This is a genomic window from Methylorubrum sp. Q1 (assembly GCF_004683995.1).
In the GTDB taxonomy this organism is placed as follows: domain Bacteria; phylum Pseudomonadota; class Alphaproteobacteria; order Rhizobiales; family Beijerinckiaceae; genus Methylobacterium.
This window is the reverse complement of sequence record NZ_SRHQ01000020.1, coordinates 15,811-35,371: the sequence shown is the minus strand read 5'-3', so window position 1 is coordinate 35,371 and position 19,561 is coordinate 15,811. Positions and strand designations below refer to the sequence as shown.

Here is a 19,561-nt window from a genome sequence, read left to right as displayed (position 1 = left end):
AAACACTACTTCCCGAACCGCTCGAATTTCGGGAAGCTGCGGGTCATCAGCGTGCCGGCATCGGACCGGTGGCCCATCCACTTCTCCAGCATGCCCGCATTGGCGAGCCGCGCCTGACCCGAGCCATCGCGCCAGGGCAGGCCCTCCGCCAGTGTGAAGACGCAGGCATCCGCAAGCTGGCTCTGGCGGCAGCGTTGCAGGCGCACGCCCTTGCCGCGGCCGAGTTCCGTGACTTCAGAGGCCGGGAAGACCAGCATCAGCTTGTCGGATGAGCAGACGGCGACGTGGTCGCCCTCGGCCGGCACCAGCAGCACCGCGCGCGTCCCCTCGTCGAGGCCGAGGATCGCCTTGCCCTTCCGGGTGTTGGCGACCAGCGCGTCGGACGGCGCGATGAAGCCGCGCCCGTCCGAGCCGGCGACGAGCAGCTTGCTCTCCGGCTTGTAGGGCAGGGCCGCGACGATCTCGGTGCCGTCGTCGAGATCGACCATCAGCCGCACCGGATCGCCGAAGCCGCGCCCGCCGGGCAGCTTCGAGGCTTCGATGGTGAAGACCTTGCCGTTCGAAGCGAGCAGCAGGATCTTGGCCGTCGTCTCACTGAGGAAGGCGACCTTCAGCGTGTCGTCGCCCTTGAAAGCGACCCCCGCCAGTTCGGTCACATGCCCCTTGAGCGCCCGGATCCAGCCCTTCTCGGACAGGATCACCGTGATCGGCTCGCGCTCGACCATGGCGGCGGTGAAGTCGATGCCGGCGGTGTCGGGCGGGTTCTCGAGCGTGGTGCGGCGGCGGCCGAGTTTGGTCTCGGGCCCGAAGGTCTTCTTCACCGCGCGGATCTGCCGGGTGATCTCCGACCATTGGAGCTTCTCGGAGGCCAGCAATCCCTCGATCCCCTCCTTCTCCGCGGTCAGTGCCTCGAACTCGCGCTTCAGCTCCATCTCTTCGAGCTTGCGCAGGGAGCGCAGGCGGGTGTCGAGGATCGCGTTGGCCTGGACCTCGGTGAGTTCGAACCGGGCCATCAGGGCGGCCTTTGGCTCGTCCTCCTCGCGGATGATGCGGATCACCTCGTCGAGGTCGAGATAGACGATGAGCAGGCCGCCGAGAATTTCGAGGCGCCGCTCGATCTGGCCGAGGCGGTAGCTCGAGCGGCGCTGAAGCACGACGCGGCGGTGATCGACCCACTCGCGCAGACACTCGGCGAGACCGATGACGCGGGGCACGACGCCGCCGACGAGCACGTTGAGGTTCAGCGGGATCCGCGATTCCAGCTCCGAGAGCCGGAACAGCGATTCCATCAGCATCACCGGATCGACCGAGCGCGAGCGCGGCTCCAGCACGACACGCACGTCCTCCGCCGATTCGTCGCGCACGTCGGCGAGCAGCGGCAGCTTCTTCTCCTGCAGCAGGTCGGCGAGCTTCTCGATGAGGCGGGCCTTCGGCACGCCGTAGGGAATCTCGGTGACGACGATGTTCCACGTGCCGCGGCCGAGATCCTCCTTGGCCCAGCGGGCGCGCACGCGAAAACCCCCGCGGCCGGTGCGGTAGGCCTCGCGGATGGTCTCGGGCGTGTCGATCAGGATGCCGCCGGTGGGGAAGTCCGGCCCCTGCACGAAGGTGCAGAGCTGCTCGGACGTCGCCTCGCGGTTCTGAATCAGGTACAGCGCCGCGTCGCAGAGTTCGGCCGCGTTGTGCGGCGGGATCGAGGTCGCCATGCCGACCGCGATGCCCTGGCTGCCGTTGGCCAGAAGATTCGGGAAGGCCGCCGGCAGGACGATCGGCTCCTCCTTCTCGCCGTTGTAGGAGGCGCGGAAATCGACCGTGTCCTCTTCGATCCCGTCGAGCAGCAGGCGGGCGACTTCCGTGAGGCGCGCCTCGGTGTAGCGGTAGGCCGCCGGACCGTCGCCGTCGATGTTGCCGAAATTCCCCTGGCCGTCGACGAGCGGGTAGCGCTGGGCGAAGTCCTGGGAGAGGCGTACCAGCGCGTCGTAGATCGCCTGGTCGCCGTGGGGGTGGAAGTCACCCATCACGTCGCCGACGATCTTCGCGCATTTCTTGAACGCCGAGGTCGGGTTCAGGCGCAGCAGGTTCATACCGTAGAGGATGCGCCGATGCACCGGCTTCAGGCCGTCGCGGGCGTCGGGCAGCGCGCGCTGCATGATCGTGGAGAGCGCATAGGCATAGTAGCGCTCCTCCAGCGCCGTCTTCAGCTCGACGCTCTCGATGCCGTCGCTCGGCGGCGGCAGGACGGGCTGGCCCATCACTCACTCCACATCGTCAGTTCAGTCCGGGCGCCGACCTTGCGTCGGCGTCCGCCACCGTTCCCCGTCCTGACGGGTCACGGCGCTTCTCGAAATGTACCAGAACATAACACGAACACGGTCAACTCGGGCCAGTGCCGAGTGCGACGAATCGTGCGCGTTCCTCCGGCGTGTCTTGCGCCCGCGGGCGCCAGACATGCTGATCGAGGAAGTACCCCGTCAAGGTAAACCCCTCCCGAACGTCGTGGGCGTCGGGCGTGCGCCAGCCGCTGCCCGGTTGGTCGCGGTCGCGCAGGAAGGGGGGAAGCGGCAGCAGGCGATCGCGAAAAGGCTCGCCCGCCGAGGCGCTGACTGCGCGCCCACTCTTGGGCGAAACGTAGACCAGGGCGTCGTTGGCGCCCGTGGCCGCGCAATGCGACAGGTCGAGGCCGAAGCCGAGCCCGGCCAGCAGCGCCAGTTCGAACCGCACCATCAGCGCGGGCGCGATCTCGGGATCGTCGAGATGGGTGAGCAGGATCTGCGCCGCCTCGTAGAGCGCCGGATGCGGATCGCGCTCCGGCAGGAGCCGCAGCAGCGCCGAGAGATGCGCGACACCGTAGAGCGCGAGGCCGGAATCCATCAGGCGCGATGCGTTCAGGGTCAGCGGCTCGACCGCATAGGAGCCGAGCGCCCCATCGAGCCGCGCCCGCCACGTCGCGCGGAGCGTGTTGCCGGGCTGGAGCATCGGCTGCATCCGCCGCGAGCGCCCGCCATGGACGAGCCCGAGATGGCGCCCGTGCTCCGGCGTCATCAGTTCGAGCACGATTCCGGTCTCGCCGTGCTTGCGCAGGCCGATCACCAGGCCATCGTCGATCCATTGCATGGGGAACGAGATAATCATTCCGATGCCGGAACGGGACTGCTTTGCACGCCGAAATCGAGTTGCGATGGTGAATTCATTTCCCGCCCTGATCGAAACTGCTACGCTTTTCCCGCAACGGGTGATTCGGTGATGGTCGGGCGGCGCGGCGGGGTGATGCTGGCGATGGTTCTCGCGGTCGGCGGCTGCACCGCGACCGCCGCCCCGCCTTCGCCCTCCGCCTCGACCGGCACGGTCCGCGAGCGGATCGCGGCTTTGGCCCTGCGTCAGGTCGCCTTCGGCTCGGTCTCGCTGATCCCGGTGCGGTTCGCGCATAGCCGAATCGCCGGCCCGTTCGAGGATGGCGGGCGCCGGCTCTACTGCGTCTCAACCCGGATGAGCGGACGCACCTTCGGCAAGCCGGAACGGCCCAAGCTCGTGCTGCGGGAGGAGGGCGGCGCCCTCACCGTCCTGGGCGACGAGGAGGAGACCTGCGAGGGGCATCGCAGCGAGCCGTTTGCGGAGCTGGATTCGCCGGGGGCCTGAAGGGGGTTGCGCCCACACCCCCAAAAATGGTCCGTTCCGGACCGATGGCCCCTCGTCCCCTGTCGCTTTCCCTCGACCTCATCGCCCGTGCCCATTCCGAGCCCATCTCCGACGACCCGAATGCGCTGACGCTTCTCTCCGACGACGACCTCGCGCCCGAACTCGCGGCGATGCTGGCGCGCCGCGCCTCGCCTGAGGGCGGCCTGTGGGTGTTCGCCTACGGCTCGCTGCTGTGGAACCCGGAATTCGCTTATCACGAGCACCGGCTCGGCACGCTGCGGGGCTGGCATCGCCGCTTTTGCCTGCTGCAGCGGCGGTTTCGCGGCACGCCGGAGAGTCCCGGCTTGGTGCTCGGGCTCGACCGGGGCGGACTCTGCCGTGGCGTCGCCTTCCGCCTGGACGATGTCGACCCGCACGCCATTCTGATGCCGGTCTGGCGGCGGGAGATGAAGGGCAAGGGCTACGAGGGCCGCTGGGTCTCGGTGGAGACGGAGGCCGGGCCGGTCACGGCGCTGACCTTCATGGTGAACCGGCAGAGCGACCGCTACACCGGCCGCCTCTCGGATGCCGAGATCGCCGACAAGATCGCGGCGGCCTGTGGGCATCTCGGCCCGAGCGCCGAATATCTGCTCCGCACCGTGGAGGCCTGCGCCCGGCTCGGCATCCACGACCGGCACCTGTGGTCGCTCCAGGCGCTCGTGGCCGAGCGCCTGCGGGAGCGGCGCGCGGCCTGCGCGTCGTTCTCGCCTCCGTCATCGCGAGGCGGAGCGTCGGCGAGCCAGGGCGCGAGCGCGCCGGATCGGGCACGCCGCTGAAGGGCTTCGCCCCGCTCGCCCTGACGGAACTGCGAAGCGGACTACTGCCCGTCGATCCGCGCGCCGAGCAGCGCGATGGCGCGCTGGTAGACGCCCGCCGCGTTCCAGCCCTGGATCGCGGCGAAGTTCGGCTCGCCGGGCTGGTAGCCCGCGCCCCGTTGCCAACCGTGACCTTTCAGGAAGTTGGCGGTGGAGTTCAGCGCGACCGGCGCGCTGTCGAGACTGCCGCCGACGCCGTAGGTCAGGACGTTCTTAGGGAGAAACTGGGTGTGGCCGACCTCGCCATGGGCCGCTCCGCGGGTGGCGGGGGTCAGCACGCCGCTGTCGACGAGCTTGAGCGCGGCGTAGAGCTGATCGGTGAAGTAGGCCGAGCGGCGGCAATCATAGGCGAGCGTCGCCACGGCCGAGAGGGTGTTGACGTTGCCCTTCACGGCACCGAAGCCGGTCTCCATGCCCCAGATCGCCAGGAGCGGGCCCGGCGGCACGCCGTAGCGCTGCTCGATCGAGGCGAACAGCGCCGCATTCTGCGCCTTGAGGGCGCGCCCGCGGGAGACGATGACGTTGCCGCCGCGCTTGGCCAGGAACTGGTCGAGCGAGAGCTTGAAGCTCTTCTGGCCGCGATCGGCCGAGATGGTCGCGGTGGAATAGGACGTATTGGCGAGCGCCGCGAGCGAGGCCGGGCTTGCCCGGCCCTTGGCCTCGGCGGCGAACTCGTCCTTCCAGGCCTCGAAGCCGGCGGCATTGTTGCCGCACTGCGCCGCCTGCGCCGTGCCGGCCAGACCCATCAGGGCGGCAACCGCCACCATTCTCAATCCGTGTCCGGTCATCCCACACTCCATCAGGCGGCGGCCTCACGCGGCGCCGCGGCAATCACAGGGCTTCGGCCGTTGCGCGGCGCCGGGCGAGCCCCAATCATCGGAGCCCACGCCCGTTACCTTGAGTTCGGACGAACCAGACCTTGGCAGAATCACCGAGCTGTGGCGGCGGTGAGGCACGAACGGTGCGGCAGCGCCACTATCCTGCGGACATGATCGGATTGGTTAGCGGCGGATTGCAGCCGATCCCACTCCGAATGCCCCATGAAACGCCCGATCACCGACCGTCTCCCCTCCGGGCTACGGCGGCGCAGCGGGCGTTTCGTGCGAGACACTCAGTTCACCTCGACCTGCACCACCCCCGGCACGGCGCGCAGCGCACCCGCGACCTGCGGGGTTGCCTGGTAACGGTCCTTCAGCCGCACCTCGACCTCGCGCTCGCCGCCGTCGAGGATGAGGATCAGCGAGACCTCGCCCTCGCCGCGAAGGGTCAGGCGCTGCTGCACCGAACTCAGGGCCCGGTCGTCTCGCAGGAAGATGCGCATGCCCTTCTGGTGGCGGGCGGCGGCCTGATCGAGGGGCTCGGCGGTGGTGATGCGGGCGCGCACGTCCTCGCCCTCCAGGTTGGCCTGGATCGTCAGCACCAGCGGCCGGCCGGGTTCGAGGATGTCGCGGTACTGGTTGAGCCCCTCGGAGAAGATGATCGCCTCGAAATGCCCGGTCTGATCCGAGAGGATGACGATGCCGAGCTTGTTGCCGCTCTTGGTGCGCCGCTCCGAGCGGTCGAGCACCGAGGCGGCGATGCGGCCCACGCTGGCCGTGCCCGCCCGCACCCCCCGGCAGAAATCGGCCCAGGACTGGACCCGCAGCTTTTCGAGGATCGGCCCGTACTCGTCGAGCGGATGACCCGAGAGGAAGAAGCCGATGGCGTCGCATTCGCGCTTCAGCTTGTCGGTGTGGGTCCAGAATTCGTGGGCTGGGATGCGCAACGCCACATCCACCGAGGCGACGCCGCCGAACATGTCGGCGATGCCCGAGGTCTCGGCCTCGGCCGCGCCCTGGGCCATCTTCATCATCGGCTCGACCGCGGCCCAGGCCCGCGCCCGGTCCGGCTCGATGCAGTCCAGCGCGCCGGCCGCGATCAGGTTTTCCAGCGTGCGCTTGTTGACGTGGCGCGGGTTCAGGCGGCGGGCGAAGCAGGCGAGGTCCTTGAACGGCGTGTCGCCGCGCGCGGCGACGATCGACTCCACCGCCGAGCGGCCGACGCCCTTGATCGCGGCGAGCGCGTAGAGGATGCGCCCCTCCCGCACCTCGAACACCACGCCCGAGGTGTTCACCGACGGCGGCTCGACCGTGATCTTCAGGCGCTGCGCATCCTGGCGGAATTCGGCGAGCTTGTCGGTGTTGTCGATATCGAGCGTCATGGCCGCGGCCAGGAACTCGACCGGATGGTTCGCCTTCAGATAGGCGGTCTGGTAGGTCACCAGCGCGTAGGCCGCCGCGTGGGACTTGTTGAAGCCGTAATCGGCGAACTTGGCGAGCAGGTCGAAGATCTCGTCGGCCTTGGCCTTGGTCAGGCCGTTCTCGGCGCAGCCCTTCACGAAGCGGTCGCGCTGGGCGTCCATCTCCGCACGGATCTTCTTGCCCATGGCTTTCCGCAGGACGTCGGCTTGCCCAAGCGAGTAACCGGCCAGGAGCTTAGCGATCTCCATCACCTGTTCTTGGTAGACGATGATCCCGAAGGTCTCCTTCAGGATCGGCTCCAGCATCGGGTGCAAGTACCAACTCGCCTCGTTGCCGGCGTCGCGCCCGAGCTTGCGCTCGCAATAGACCGGGATGTTGGCCATCGGGCCCGGCCGGTAGAGCGCCACTAGCGCGATGATATCCTCCAGGCGGTCGGCCTGCATTTCGCAGAGCGCCTTGCGCATGCCGGCGGATTCCACCTGGAACACCGCGACGGTCTCGCCGCGGCCCATCGGCTCGTAGGTCTTCTTGTCGTCGAGCGGGATCTGAGCGAGATCGACCTCGATGCCGCGCTGCTTGAGCAGATCGGTGCAGCACCGCAGCATCGTCAGGGTCTTGAGGCCGAGGAAATCGAACTTCACGAGGCCGGCTTCCTCGACCCACTTCATGTTGAACTGGGTCACCCGCATGCCCGTCTTCGGGTCTCGGTAGAGCGGCACCAGCTCTTCGAGCGGCCGGTCGCCGATCACCACGCCGGCGGCGTGGGTCGAGGCGTGGCGATGCAGGCCCTCCAGCTTCTTCGAGATCTCGACGAGGCGGGCGACGATCGGCTCCTCCTCGATCGCCTGCTGGAGCTTGGGCTCGCCCTCGATCGCCTGGGCCAGCGTCACCGGTTTGGCCGGGTTCTGCGGCACGAGCTTGGTCAGCTTGTCGACCTGCCCGTAGGGCATCTCCAGCACGCGGCCGACATCGCGCAGCACGCCGCGGGCGAGCAATGTCCCGAAGGTGATGATCTGCCCGACCTGCCGCTCGCCGTAGCGCTGCTGCACGTAGCGGATCACCCGCTCGCGGCCCTCGACGCAGAAGTCGATGTCGAAGTCCGGCATGTTGACGCGTTCGGGGTTGAGGAAGCGCTCGAACAGCAGGCCGAAGCGAAGCGGGTCGAGGTCGGTGATGAGCAGCGACCACGCCACCAAGGAGCCCGCGCCCGAGCCGCGGCCGGGCCCGACGGGGATGTCGTGGTCCTTGGCCCACTTGATGAAGTCCGAGACGATCAGGAAGTAGCCCGGGAACTTCATCTTGACGATGACGTCGAGCTCGAACTTCAGCCGCGCGCGGTAATCCTCCTCCGTGAAGCCGGGGGCGGTGCCGTGCTGCTTCAGGCGGAGGTCCAGTCCGGCTTCCGCTTGCCGGCACAGCTCGGTCGGCTCGTCGGCGGCCACCGCCTGAACCGGCGTCTCGGCGGCCTCGGCCAGTGCCTCGGCCATGGGCGGGGCCTCGCCCGCGGCGACGCTGGCGAAATTCGGCAGGATCGGTTTGCGGGTACGCGCCCGAACGGCGCAGCGCATGGCGATCTCGACCGAGGCCGAGAGCGCGTCCGGCAGATCGCGAAACAGCTCCATCATCGCGGCGCGCGTGGTGAAGGCGTGGCGTGGCGTCAGCCGGCGGCGGCGCTCGTCGGAGACGAGGCGGCCATCGGCGATGGCGAGCAGGGCGTCGTGCGCGTCGTAATCGCCGGGCTTGGCGAAGAACGGCTCGTTGGTCGCGACGATGCCCAGACCGTTCGTATCAGCGAGCCGCAGCAATTCGCGCTCGACGGTGCGCTCGTCGTCGAGGCCGTGGCGCTGGATCTCGACGTAGAGCCGCTCCTCGCCGAACGCCCCTTTCAGGATCTCCAGGCGGCGCGCGGCCTGATCGGCGCGGCCGGCGCGCAGGCTGGTGTCGAGCGGTCCCGTGAGCCCGCCGGTCAGGCCGATCAAGCCCTCGACGTTCCCCTCCAAGGCCGAGACGGCGAGGTTGGGCGCGGCACCGAGCGGACCGTCGAAATGGGCCCGGCTTCCGAGCCGCAGAAGGTTGCCGTAGCCGGCCTCGTCCTGGGCGAGCAGCACGATGTTGGCGCAGCCGGCCTGGGGCAGACGCGCCATCGGGTCCGGCGCCTCGAAGCAGATCGTGAGCTGCAGGCCTGCGATCGGCTGGATCCCCGCCTTGGCGGCGTATTCGGAGAATTCCAGCGCCCCGAACAGGTTATTGGTGTCGGTGAGCGCGAGCGCGGGTTGCCGGTCGGCCGCGGCCGCCTTGACGAGATCACCCGCCTTCACGCCGCCTTCGAGCAGCGAGTAGGACGAGTGGACATGGAGGTGGACGAAGCCGACCTCTTTGAGTGTGCGCGCCATGGAGGACCCTGCCCGGAGCCCGCTAAGATCGCCGCTCCATGCCTTCCGAGTCTGTCACCAAGGCGCCGCACCACGCCCGATATCCACCGCTCTTCGCGCCCGAGGCCGTGCGGATCGGCGAGGCGGGCGGAAAACACCTGCCCGGCACCCTTTCCTGTGAGCAACGCAGCCGAGGGCGGAACAAACCGCGCTCGAACGCGAACCCTTAATGGATCGGCGCCAAGGCTACCGCCCAGAGCGCGACCGCTCCGAAGAGCAGGCCAAAGGCGGTGAACTCGACGAGGCTGGTGAAGAGCACACGCTTGGTCATCGCTTCCACTCCCTGTTGATGGAGTGATTTTTGTTCTTGTTTTGTTCTGTGTAAAGCCTTGGGACCGAACCACGTGATGGAATGGTGAACGATGTGTTGCCGGCGCCACGCTGCCAGAGGAGGACCGCCCCTATAAGCCCGGTCACGCGTTCGGTCGCTGCCTTCGCGCGGCGGGGCGCATCCTCCCGGTCACGGTGAGGTCAATCCGGAACCGCGACCTCGCCGCACGGTCCGGCACCCCGAAGCGCTTCGGCTTCGCCTCACGCCTCCAGGTGACGCCGCCGCACGAGTCGATGGATCAGGCCGCCGCGGGGGCCGACCAGCATCGAGACGAGGTAGAGCGCGCCCGCCGCCAGCACGATCGCCGGCCCCGTCGGGAGCCGGATGCCGGCGTGGTAGGAGACCAGCAGGCCGGTCACGCTGGAGAGCATCGAGACCAGCATCGCCACCGGGATCAGGCCCGACAGGTCGGCGGCCCAGAATCGGGCGGTGATCGCCGGCAGCAGCATTAGGCCGACTGCCAGCAGCGTGCCGAGCGCCTGGAAGCCGCCGACGAGGTTGACCACCACGAGCGCGAGGAAGGCGGAGTGCACCGGGCCGCCGGCGCGACTGACCGTGCGCAGGAACAGCGGATCGACGCACTCGATCACCAGCGGGCGGTAGAGCAGGGCGAGCGCGACCAGCGTCAGGCTACTGATGCCGCCGAGCAGCGTGAGCGCGTCGTCGTCCAGCGCCAGCACGGTGCCGAACAGGATGTGCAGCAGATCGACCTGCGAGCCGCGCAGCGACACGAGGAACACTCCGCCTGCCAGCGAGATCAGGTAGAAGGCGGCCAAACTCGCATCCTCCTTCAACACGGTCGAGCGGGTGACGAGCCCGGCGGCCAGCGCCACCGCGAGCCCGGCCACGAGCCCGCCCAGCGTCATCGCCGGCAGCGACAGCCCGGCGACGAGAAAGCCCGCGGCGGCGCCGGGCAGGATGGCGTGGCTCATCGCCTCGCTCATCAGGCTCATCCGGCGCAGCATCAGGAAGACGCCGAGCGGCGGTGCCGACAGGGACAGCGCGAGGCACCCGGCGAGCGCCCGGCGCATGAAGCCGAACTCCACGAAGGGGCCGATCAGGAAATCAAGGCAATCGGCAAACGTCACGAGACGGCCCCGTGATGCGCGCGGCCATGGTCGTGATCATGATGGTCGTGCTCATGATGATCGTGGCTGTGGTCGTGCCGGGCATGGCCGTGCCCCGGCGCCTGCGTCTCCGCGGAGCCGCCGTGATCCGTCCCATGATGCGCCTCGTGCGCGTCATGCTTGTGCGCGTCATGCTTGTGCTCGTCATGGCGGCAGATGGCGGCGGCCTCGTCCCAGGCCTCCGACAGGCGCAGCGCCCGGGCCAGCACCGGCGGCGTCAGCACCTCGCGCGTCGGCCCCCAGGCGATGGGCCGGCGGGCGAGAACGAGGGTCGAGGCGAAATGCGCGCGCACCTGGGCGAGGTCGTGCAGGGCTGCGACCACGGTGCGGCCCTCGCGGTGCCAGCCGCGGATCAGGGTGAGCAGGTCGGCGGTGGTGCGCTCGTCGATGCCGGTGAAGGGCTCGTCGAGCAGGATGATCCGCGCATCCTGCAGGATCAGCCGGGCGAACAGCGCGCGCTGGAACTGGCCGCCGGAAAGGGTGCCGATCGACCGGTCCTCGAAGCCGTTGAGCCCGACCGCCGCGAGCGCCTCGATCAGGCGGCTTCGCTGGCGGGTGAGGCTGCGCAACGCGCCGAGCGGGCGCCACAGCCCCATCGCCACGAGGTCGAGGACGCTCAAGGGGAAGCTGCGGTCGATCTCGGCGGCCTGCGGCAGGTAGGCGATGGTGCCGGAGCGCGGTCCCGCCTCGACGCTCCCGTCGAGAGGGCGGATCTCGCCGACGATGCCCTTCAGCAGGGTCGACTTGCCCGCGCCGTTCGGCCCGACCACGGCGAGCAGGTCTCCGGGCGCGATGGTGCCGTCGAGATGGTGAACCGCCGGATGCCGGTCGTAGCCGAGCGTCAGGCCCTGGAATCGGATGGCGCCCGCGCGCGCGGCTTCTCTGCTCACGATTTGGCCCACAGGATCACGGCCCAGAGCAGGCTCGACAGGATGAGGGCGGCCGCGAGACGAGGGCCGACTCCGCTGCGGAACAGCGAACGGCGCGGGAGGCGGACGGTCCCGCCGGCACGGGTCATGGGATCTCCGAGGATGGACCGGCGCGGGCGGTGTCGCGGAGGCCGGGAATGATCGCGGCCCGCGCCGTTGCCCGCCTCGTTGCCCGATTGCCGCCGGACGCCTATCTTGGTCGGGCTGATACACTGTAACATGGGCCGAGTTCAATCGGCCCGTGCCGAGTGTCGATACAAGCGGCAACGATAAGTGTCTCTCACGAAACTCCCGCTGCGCCGCCGTGCCCAGAACGGAGACGATCGGTGATCGGGCGTTTCGTGAGGTACTCTAAGCGGCGACACCGGGCGCCGAGACCGGAGAGGTCGGGATGCGCGGTCACGCGCGGCAGGAGCACGGCCGAGGCGACGGCAGCCAAGGCGACGGCAGACACGGCGACGGGCACGCGCACGACCATCACGGTCATGGCGCGTCCGGCTGCGGCGGGCATGCCGTCTCGGCCGAGGACGTGATCGAGCGGGCGGAGCGGCTCTGCCAGGCGCGCGCCTTGCAGTTCACGCGGCTGCGGCGGGACGTGCTCGCGGCGGTGGCGGCGGAGCATAAGCCGCTCGGCGCCTACGACATCGCCGAGCGGATGAGCGTCCCCGGGCGCCGGGTCGCGGCGGTGTCGGTCTACCGCGCCCTCGATTTTCTCACCGAGCAGGGGTTCGTCCACCGCATCTCCAGCCGCAATGCCTTCGTCTCGTGCGGGCACGAGCACGGCGCGGGGGCGGGCCTCGTCTTTCTGATCTGCCGCACCTGCGGCGGCATCGACGAGATGACCGCCCCGGCCGTCGAGAGCGCCCTCGACCGGACGCTGGCCGGGGCCGGCTTCACACCGACGAGCCGGATTCTGGAAGTCGAGGGGGAGTGCGGCGCCTGCCGCGGGCGCGGGGACGCATTGCTGGACGAGGCGGGTCGCGCGTAGCGGTCAGCACGCGTTGCGGTAGGCGCGCGGCGAGGCGATCGTCCGGAACAGGATCGTGATGTCGAGCCAGAGCGACCAGTTGTCGATGTAATGCAGATCGGCCTGGACGCGGCTCTCCATCGCCGCGTCGGTCAGGGTCTCACCGCGAAAGCCGTTCACCTGCGCCCATCCGGTGATACCCGGCTTCACGTTGTGGCGGCGGGCGTAGAGGGCTATGCGGCGCTCGAAGCTGCGGTCATGCGCCAGCGCATGCGGGCGGGGGCCGACGAGCGACATGTCGCCCCGGATCACGTTCAGGAGCTGCGGCAGCTCGTCGAGGTTGGTCCGGCGCAGCAGGGCGCCGATCCGGGTGATGCGCTCGTCGTTGCGCGAGGCCTGCCGGAAGGGGGCGTCGGGGGCAGCCTTCATGCTGCGGAACTTGAAGACGCCGAAGGCCTCTTGGTTGAAGCCGTAGCGCCGCTGCCGGAAGAAGACCGGGCCGGGGCTGTCGAGCTTGATCAGCACGGCGAGCGCGACGAACAGGGGCGCGAGCATCAGCAGCCCGATCCCGGCCAGCGTCACGTCGAAGGCGCGCTTGAGCAGAATCTCGCCCACCGAGAGCGGACGGCGGCCGATATTGATGCCCGCCAGCCGGCCGACCCGAGCGACCTGCAGATCGGGGAAGCGGTCCATCATCGTGCCGGGCCGCAGGTGCAGGGCGGCCGGCACACGCAGGAAGGCATCGATGCAGCGCTCGATGTCGGCGGGCTCCGACCACGGCACCAGCACGAACACGTCGTCGGGCCGCAGGAACCGCACCACCGAGACCGCGAGGTCGAGATCCTCGGCAAGCAAGATCTCCGCGTTCCCCGTGCCGGAGGTGGGCTCCGGGCGGCGCAGGTAGCTCGTCCCGACGATGCGCAATCCCAGCGCCTCGACATCGTTGTTGGCGTAGAAGTTCGTCACGTCCTCCTCGTAGCCGACGAGGTGGACGCGGCTGACGGAGGGCGAGCCGGAGGTGCTGCTGCGGCGTACCATCGCCACCGTCGCCGCGCGGACGAGGATCGTGACGGGCAGGCCGGTGAGGAAGAAGGCGACCGAGGCGACGCGGGAGAAGTCCTGGGTCGTCTTCGTCGCGAAGCCGACCAGCAGGGCGACCGCCCAGGCCATGAGCCAGAGCGTCGCCCGGCGCTGCAGGTGTGGCGTCTGCGACAGACAGCGCTCGATGCTGTACTCGCCGCGGGCCAGGTTGGTCAGCACGACGATCAGGGACAGGAAGCCGGCCGTCTGAAGGTTCATGCTTTTCGTCAGCGGGATCAGCTCCCCGTCGCCGATATAGGCGTGGTAGGCCGCATCCACCGCGAAGCCGACCGCGAAGATCGCCACGAGATCGGCCGCCAGCAGCGAGGCCGAGATGCCCACGCGCAGGGCCATGCGCCGCCGCCGCGGCAGAAGCGAGGCCCAGACGGAGCGGCTCACCCCGTCACTGGGCAGCCGCTGGTACTGCTGAGGGGGGGGCTCGTGAAACATGTGTCCCGCGTTGTGCTGCCCTAGGGCGGTGAAGTGTCCCGATGCGGGACGTTTTCGGTCGCCGCGCCCGGTTCTGCGGCTGCCCGCGCAAGCCGCGCACCGGATGCGGGCCGTTGCCGTTGCTCGGGCTGAACGGGACTGACATACGAGCCGACGGACGAAAGCCCGGCCCTCCGGATGCCCGATCCTCGGATCGATTCTCCAGACAGCCGGACCCGTCGCGCTGTGCGGGCCGAACGCGGACGGGCCCCCGATCGATCCCCCTGGATACGATCGGCGGCCGATGTGAGACGGAAGACGCGCATTCTACGAGGGAATCAGTGGCATCGCGGTGCGAGGCCTTGAAAGATCAGCACTTATTTTTTGAACAAATCAATGCGGGAGGGCCGTCCGGTCATCGGTGCGGACCGCTCTCCGGACGGAGTGCGGCATGAGAGCCGAAGCGATTGAGAATCCAGTGCCCGGCTCGCCCGAGCTTGCCGTGACGACACCGGCCCAAGCGCGCGGACAGGCCTCCCCGGCCCTGGCGGTGCTCCTGGGCCTCAGCCTCTCGCACCTCCTCAACGATCTCGTCCAATCGCTTCTGCCGGCGCTCTATCCCCTGCTCAAGGCGGGCTTCCAACTCGATTTCGGGCAGATCGGCCTCATCACCTTCGTGTTCCAGGGGACGGCCTCGCTGCTCCAGCCGGCGGTCGGCCTCTACACCGACCGGCGCCCGCTGCCCTACTCGCTGGCCGTCGGCATGGTGCTGTCGCTGGCCGGGCTCGCCCTGTTGTCGGTGGCGTCGGCGTACGGTGCCCTGCTCACCGCCGCGGCGCTGATCGGTCTCGGCTCCGCCATCTTCCATCCCGAGGCGAGCCGGGTCGCGCGGCTCGCCTCGGGCGGCCGCTACGGTCTGGCGCAGTCGGTGTTCCAGGTCGGCGGCAATGCCGGCACGGCGCTCGGGCCGTTGCTCGCCGCCTTCGTCGTGGTGCCGCATGGCCAGGGCAGCGTCGCGTGGTTCTGCCTCGCCGCGCTCGCCGGCATCCTGATGCTCGGCACGGTCGGCCGCTGGTACGCGCAGCGGCTCGCCACGATGCCGCGAACCACCCGGAAGAGCACGGGCGCCGCATCCGGCCGCCTTAGCCGCACGCGGATCGTGGCGGCGATCGCGATCCTGCTGGGGCTGATCTTCTCCAAATACTTCTACATGGCGAGCTTCTCTTCTTACTACACGTTCTACTTGATCCACCGTTTCGGCGTGCCGGTGGCGCTCGCACAGGTCTACCTGTTCGTCTTCCTCGGAGCAGTGGCGGCGGGGACGATTCTCGGCGGCCCGATCGGTGACCGCTTCGGGCGCAAGCTCGTGATCTGGATCTCGATTCTCGGCGTGTTGCCGTTCTCGCTCGCCCTGCCGCACGTGAATCTGTTCTGGACGGTGATTCTCTCTGTGCCGATCGGACTGATTCTGGCGTCCGCAATGCCGGCGATCCTGGTCTATGCACAGGAATTGTTGCCGGGCCGGATCGGGCTCGTCGGCGGCTTGTTCTTCGGTTTCGCCTTCGGCATGGGCGGCCTCGGCGCGGCGCTGCTCGGGGAGGTGGCCGACCATGTCGGCATCGAGCGGGTCTACGATCTCTGTGCCTTCCTCCCCGCCCTCGGGCTGATGGCGGTGTTCCTGCCGCGGCTGCGGTGAAGCCTCCGCGGGGCCGGGCGCCTGCGCATCCGCCCCGGGGCATCGCCCCGCGACGCCCTCGGTCGATCTTCCCAGAGCATCATCCCGAAAGGTGGCCTCCGGCTTTCGGAAAAAGATGATGCGACAACAAGAGGCTAAGGCATCATCCCGAAAGGTGGCCTCCGGCTTTCGGAACAAGATGATGCGACAACAAGAGGCTCGAGCATCGTCCTGGATTTGATTTCCAGCACGATGCTCGAGCACCGGACGAGGGCAAGGAAGTGGAGCCTCGCCCTGGATCCGATGTCCGGGACGAGGCGCTCAGGCGGCCTGCTCGTTCTGCGGCCGGGCGAGGGTCTGGATCGACTCGAAGCCTTCGAATTGCGGGTGGCCGAGATAGAGCGGCTTGGTGCCGGGCACCCGGCCATGCGCCTTGCGGAACTGTTCCGAGCGGGTCCACGCCTCGAAATCGGCGCGCGAGCGCCAGACCGTGTGCGAAGCGTAGAGGATGTGGTCCTCCGCCTCCGGCCCCTTGAGCATATGGAACTCCACGAAGCCCTCCATCTCGCCGAGGTGGCTGTCGCGTCCGAGCCAGACCTGCTCGAAGTCTTCCGCCGATTCCTTGACGACCTTGAACCGGTTCATTGCGATGAACATGCCGTGACGCTCCCGATCTGAGCGAGCCGGCCCCGACGCGACCGCTCGAATATGGTGACTCTACGTAGTTTCGATCGTAAGCTGAGGTAGTGCCCTGCGCACCGCTTGTGGCTTGCAGGGGGGCTGCCTCAGCGAATTCGTGAGAAATCCCAGCAAACTCCGGATGGAGTCGTCGATCTCGCTGCAGGAACGTCTAGTGAACAGAAACCTATCGGAAAACCGAAAACTTTCATCCGGCAACAGGTAGGCTCTTGCATTGCGTATGCACTTCATGGTGATGCTGCGGCTAGGCTAAACCCCTGCGATACGGTTGCCTCCAAAACGCATCTGTCTGACCTGACCCGGTAGTAGAAGCGTTTCGAGATACCCGAAGACGCTGGCCAAGGCTCAAGCGCTGCCGACCTAAGGTCCTTGGGTCGGTCCGCGACATCGAACAGGGACCGTGTCGTAAGATGATGCCGAAACAGACAACCGATGTCGACCGCCTCGTCGGGCTCCGGATCACCGCGCTGCGCAAGGCACGCGGCTTGAGCCAGACCGCGCTCGGGACCGCGGTGGGTGTGACCTTCCAGCAGGTCCAGAAATACGAGAAGGGCCAGAATCGTGTTGGCGCCGGGCGCCTGCGCGAGATCGCCCGACTGCTCGAGGTCCCGGTCTCCGCCTTCTTCGAGGAAGGCGATGGCGCCGCCGCCCAGGAGCAGACAGAGGTGTTCGGCTTCCTGCGGGCGCACGGGGCCGTCGATCTGCTGCGGGCCTTCGCGACGATCGAGGACGATCAGATGCGCCGCGAGGTTCTGGCGATCGTGCGCAGCGCCGCCCGCCTCGGCCGCAAGAAGGACCCGGAAGTCGTCGTCGACGCCGTCGAGGCGCGGCCGGCCTGACGGCATCGGGGCGGCGGCATGGGCCGGCCGGTGCTTGGCCTCGTGCTCTCCCTCGTCGAACCGGCATCGACGTCGAAGAGCGCATTACCCCGAGCACTCTCTGCCGACGTTCGGAGGGCATGATACGGGGCTCGCCCGCATCATGCGTCCGCCGTTCCGGCGATCAGATGGAAGAAGCTGCCCGTGACGCGGCCCCGGCGGTGGCCGGCGAGGCCGAGCGGTACCCCTTCCGCATCCGTCACCCGCGCGAGCGCGAGGTCGTCCCCCGGGGCCGGCGTGAGTTCGCTCGCGTAATGGAACTCGTGCCCGACGAGGCGCGTGCCGGCGACGCCGAGCAGCCCGTCGTCGAGGAGATGCGCGACGCGGTAGCCGAGATGGAGCTTGCGCCGCCGATACGAGGTCGCGACCGGCAGCAGCCCGCACATCGGATGGGTGAACCCGTCCGCATCCTCCAGGCTCTCGCCCAGAACCATGTAGCCGCCGCACTCGCCGTGGACCGGCCGTGTCTGCGCGAAGTCCCGCAGGCCGCCGTGGAAGCTTTGTGCCGCCGCGAGCCGGCCCGCATGCAGTTCGGGGTAGCCGCCGGGCAGCCAGCAGGCGTCGCAATCGGCCCCCGGCGCCTCGTCTTCCAGCGGCGAGAACGGCACGATCTCGGCGCCGGCCGCACGCCAGCCGGCCAGCATGTGCGGATAGAGGAACGAGAAGGCGGCGTCCCGCGCCACCGCGATCCGCTGTGCCGGCGGCCTCGGCAGGCCATCGGTTGCGACGGGGGCGTGCCCGCCGGCCACGGCAAGGATCGCGTCGAGATCGAGGGCGGTTTCCGCGAGATCGGCGAGCCGGTCGAGGCGGGCGTGGAGGTCGGCGGTCTCGCCGGCCTGGACGAGGCCGAGATGGCGCTCGGGCAGGACGAGGCCCGCTTCGCGCGGGAAGGCGCCGAGCACCGGTAGGCCCACCCGCGACAGCCCTGCCTCCACCAGACGGCGGTGGCGCGGGCTCGCGACCTTGTTGAGGATCACGCCCGCGATCCGGATGCGCGAATCGTAGGCCGCGCAGCCGAGCGCCACGGCCGCCGCCGATTGCGCGGCACCCGACACGTCGAGCACCAGAACCACCGGCCAGCCGTAGCGCGCGGCGATATCGGCGTTGGCGCCCGTGCGGCCCTCGCCCGCGACGATGCCGTCATGCAGGCCCATCGAGCCCTCGGCGACGACGAGGTCGGCCTCACGCGCGCTCAGGCCCGCGCAGGCATCGAGCAGCGCGTCCGGCATGGCGAAGCTGTCGAGGTTGAGGCTGGGCAGGCCCGTCGCCGCCTCGTGGAAGGCGGGGTCGATGTAGTCCGGCCCGCATTTTGCGCCGCGGATCGCCACGCCGCGGCGGCGCAGTGCCCGCATCAGCGCGAGCGTCACCGTGGTCTTGCCGGAACCGGAGCGCGGCGCCGCGACGAGGAGGCCGGGGGCGGGGGTCACGAGGCAGCCTCGTCCGATGCTGCGCCACTGGCACCGACCGCGCCGCGGGGGCGGAAGCGGCGGTCGTAATCGGGGGCGTAGAGCGCGCTCTCACGGAAATCCGACGGGTCGAGCGCCGGTCCCACCAGGATCAGGGCGGTGCGCTCGATCTTCTCCGCTTGGACGCAGGCAGGAAGGGTGGCCAGCGTCCCGGTCAGCACCCGCTCGTCGGGCCAAGTCGCGCGGAACACCACTGCGGCGGGGCAGTCCGGCCCATAGAACGGGACGAGACCGGCGCAGGTCGGCTCGACCACATGGATCGAGAGATGCAGCGCCAGGGTCGCGCCGGTGGCCGCGAAGGCGGAGAGCTGTTCGCGCTCCGGCATCGGGCTCGCCCGGCCCGAGGTGCGGGTGAGCACCACCGATTGCGTCAGCCCCGGCACGGTCAGCTCGCGCCGCAGCAGGGCGGCGGCGGCGGCGAAGGAGGGAACTCCCGGCGTCACCGTGTAGGGAATGTCCAGCGCGTCGAGCCGGCGGGTCTGCTCGGCCAGCGCGCTCCAGACCGAGAGGTCGCCGGAATGCAGCCGCGCCACATCCTGGCCGGCGGCGTGCGCGCGTCCGATCTCGTTCATGATCGCATCGAGATCGAGCGGCGCGGTGTCGATGATGCGTGCGCCGTCCGGGCACCACGACAGAATCTCGGGCGCCACCAGCGAGCCCGCATAGAGGCAGACGGGGCAGGCGGCGATCCGGTCGCGGCCGCGCACGGTGATGAGGTCGGCGGCGCCAGGCCCGGCGCCGATGAAATGGACGGTCATGACGCCCGCTTACAGCATCGGGACGCCCGTTGGGGAGAGACGATGGCCGAGGTTACGGCC

General features: G+C 69.1%; 16 protein-coding genes. 5 read left to right on the top strand and 11 right to left on the bottom strand.

What is annotated here, in order from left to right; all coding sequences use genetic code 11:
* Window positions 1-5: 5 nt before the first annotated feature.
* Complete coding sequence (gene parC / locus E4V01_RS18320; RefSeq protein ID WP_060768765.1) at window positions 6-2,252, bottom strand: DNA topoisomerase IV subunit A; 2,247 nt, start codon at window positions 2,250-2,252, stop codon at window positions 6-8.
* Between the two features lie 121 nt (window positions 2,253-2,373).
* On the bottom strand, window positions 2,374-3,114 hold the full coding sequence (gene recO / locus E4V01_RS18315; protein WP_135299324.1) for a DNA repair protein RecO: 741 nt from the start codon (window positions 3,112-3,114) through the stop codon (window positions 2,374-2,376).
* 129 nt (window positions 3,115-3,243) lie between these two features.
* Between recO and E4V01_RS18310 the strand changes: the two genes are divergently transcribed.
* Window positions 3,244-3,636, top strand: a complete 393-nt coding sequence (locus E4V01_RS18310) for a hypothetical protein (RefSeq protein ID WP_060768763.1) — start codon at window positions 3,244-3,246, stop codon at window positions 3,634-3,636.
* Between the two features lie 44 nt (window positions 3,637-3,680).
* Complete coding sequence (locus E4V01_RS18305) at window positions 3,681-4,451, top strand: gamma-glutamylcyclotransferase (protein WP_245517603.1); 771 nt, start codon at window positions 3,681-3,683, stop codon at window positions 4,449-4,451.
* Window positions 4,452-4,492: 41 nt separating this feature from the next.
* Here the strand turns inward: E4V01_RS18305 and E4V01_RS18300 are convergent, their stop codons facing one another.
* The 5 genes from E4V01_RS18300 to E4V01_RS26595 form a co-directional block, all read right to left on the bottom strand.
* The gene (locus tag E4V01_RS18300; protein WP_060768760.1) at window positions 4,493-5,278 is read right to left on the bottom strand and encodes a lytic transglycosylase domain-containing protein; all 786 of its coding nucleotides are present in this window, start codon (window positions 5,276-5,278) and stop codon (window positions 4,493-4,495) included.
* A 323-nt stretch (window positions 5,279-5,601) separates the two neighbouring features.
* Complete coding sequence (gene dnaE / locus E4V01_RS18295) at window positions 5,602-9,123, bottom strand: DNA polymerase III subunit alpha (protein WP_135299323.1); 3,522 nt, start codon at window positions 9,121-9,123, stop codon at window positions 5,602-5,604.
* Between the two features lie 570 nt (window positions 9,124-9,693).
* A complete protein-coding gene (locus E4V01_RS18290) occupies window positions 9,694-10,581 on the bottom strand; it encodes a metal ABC transporter permease (RefSeq protein WP_193763225.1) in 888 nt (295 codons plus the stop codon).
* Window positions 10,578-11,510, bottom strand: a complete 933-nt coding sequence (locus tag E4V01_RS18285; RefSeq protein ID WP_135299322.1) for a metal ABC transporter ATP-binding protein — start codon at window positions 11,508-11,510, stop codon at window positions 10,578-10,580. Before E4V01_RS18285 ends, E4V01_RS18290 begins: the two co-directional genes overlap by 4 nt.
* The gene (locus E4V01_RS26595; RefSeq protein WP_003600450.1) at window positions 11,507-11,638 is read right to left on the bottom strand and encodes a hypothetical protein; all 132 of its coding nucleotides are present in this window, start codon (window positions 11,636-11,638) and stop codon (window positions 11,507-11,509) included. The genes E4V01_RS18285 and E4V01_RS26595 overlap by 4 nt, the downstream gene beginning before the upstream one ends.
* Before the next feature lie 302 nt (window positions 11,639-11,940).
* Here E4V01_RS26595 and E4V01_RS18280 point away from each other — a divergent pair, with 302 nt between their 5' ends.
* Window positions 11,941-12,537: a Fur family transcriptional regulator gene (locus E4V01_RS18280; protein ID WP_135299321.1), complete on the top strand. Its 597-nt coding sequence runs from the start codon at window positions 11,941-11,943 to the stop codon at window positions 12,535-12,537.
* Between the two features lie 3 nt (window positions 12,538-12,540).
* Here E4V01_RS18280 and E4V01_RS18275 read toward each other — a convergent pair whose 3' ends face one another.
* Window positions 12,541-14,046 carry a sugar transferase gene (locus E4V01_RS18275; RefSeq protein WP_135299320.1) on the bottom strand — a complete coding sequence of 502 codons (1,506 nt, stop codon included), beginning with the start codon at window positions 14,044-14,046 and terminating at the stop codon, window positions 12,541-12,543.
* 430 nt (window positions 14,047-14,476) lie between these two features.
* On the opposite strand from E4V01_RS18275, the gene E4V01_RS18270 reads away from it, so the two are divergent.
* Entirely contained in the window at window positions 14,477-15,721 is a 1,245-nt protein-coding gene (locus tag E4V01_RS18270; RefSeq protein ID WP_135299319.1) for an MFS transporter, read from the top strand.
* Between the two features lie 300 nt (window positions 15,722-16,021).
* On the opposite strand, the gene E4V01_RS18265 is transcribed toward E4V01_RS18270, so the two are convergent.
* Window positions 16,022-16,357 carry an antibiotic biosynthesis monooxygenase gene (locus E4V01_RS18265; RefSeq protein ID WP_003600446.1) on the bottom strand — a complete coding sequence of 112 codons (336 nt, stop codon included), beginning with the start codon at window positions 16,355-16,357 and terminating at the stop codon, window positions 16,022-16,024.
* Window positions 16,358-16,809: 452 nt separating this feature from the next.
* Between E4V01_RS18265 and E4V01_RS18260 the strand changes: the two genes are divergently transcribed.
* Window positions 16,810-17,238: a helix-turn-helix domain-containing protein gene (locus tag E4V01_RS18260; RefSeq protein WP_060768755.1), complete on the top strand. Its 429-nt coding sequence runs from the start codon at window positions 16,810-16,812 to the stop codon at window positions 17,236-17,238.
* Between the two features lie 140 nt (window positions 17,239-17,378).
* Here the strand turns inward: E4V01_RS18260 and E4V01_RS18255 are convergent, their stop codons facing one another.
* Complete coding sequence (locus E4V01_RS18255; protein ID WP_135299318.1) at window positions 17,379-18,704, bottom strand: cobyrinate a,c-diamide synthase; 1,326 nt, start codon at window positions 18,702-18,704, stop codon at window positions 17,379-17,381.
* Entirely contained in the window at window positions 18,701-19,501 is an 801-nt protein-coding gene (gene cobM / locus E4V01_RS18250) for a precorrin-4 C(11)-methyltransferase (RefSeq protein WP_135299317.1), read from the bottom strand. The genes E4V01_RS18255 and cobM overlap by 4 nt, the downstream gene beginning before the upstream one ends.
* Between the last annotated feature and the right edge of the window lie 60 nt (window positions 19,502-19,561).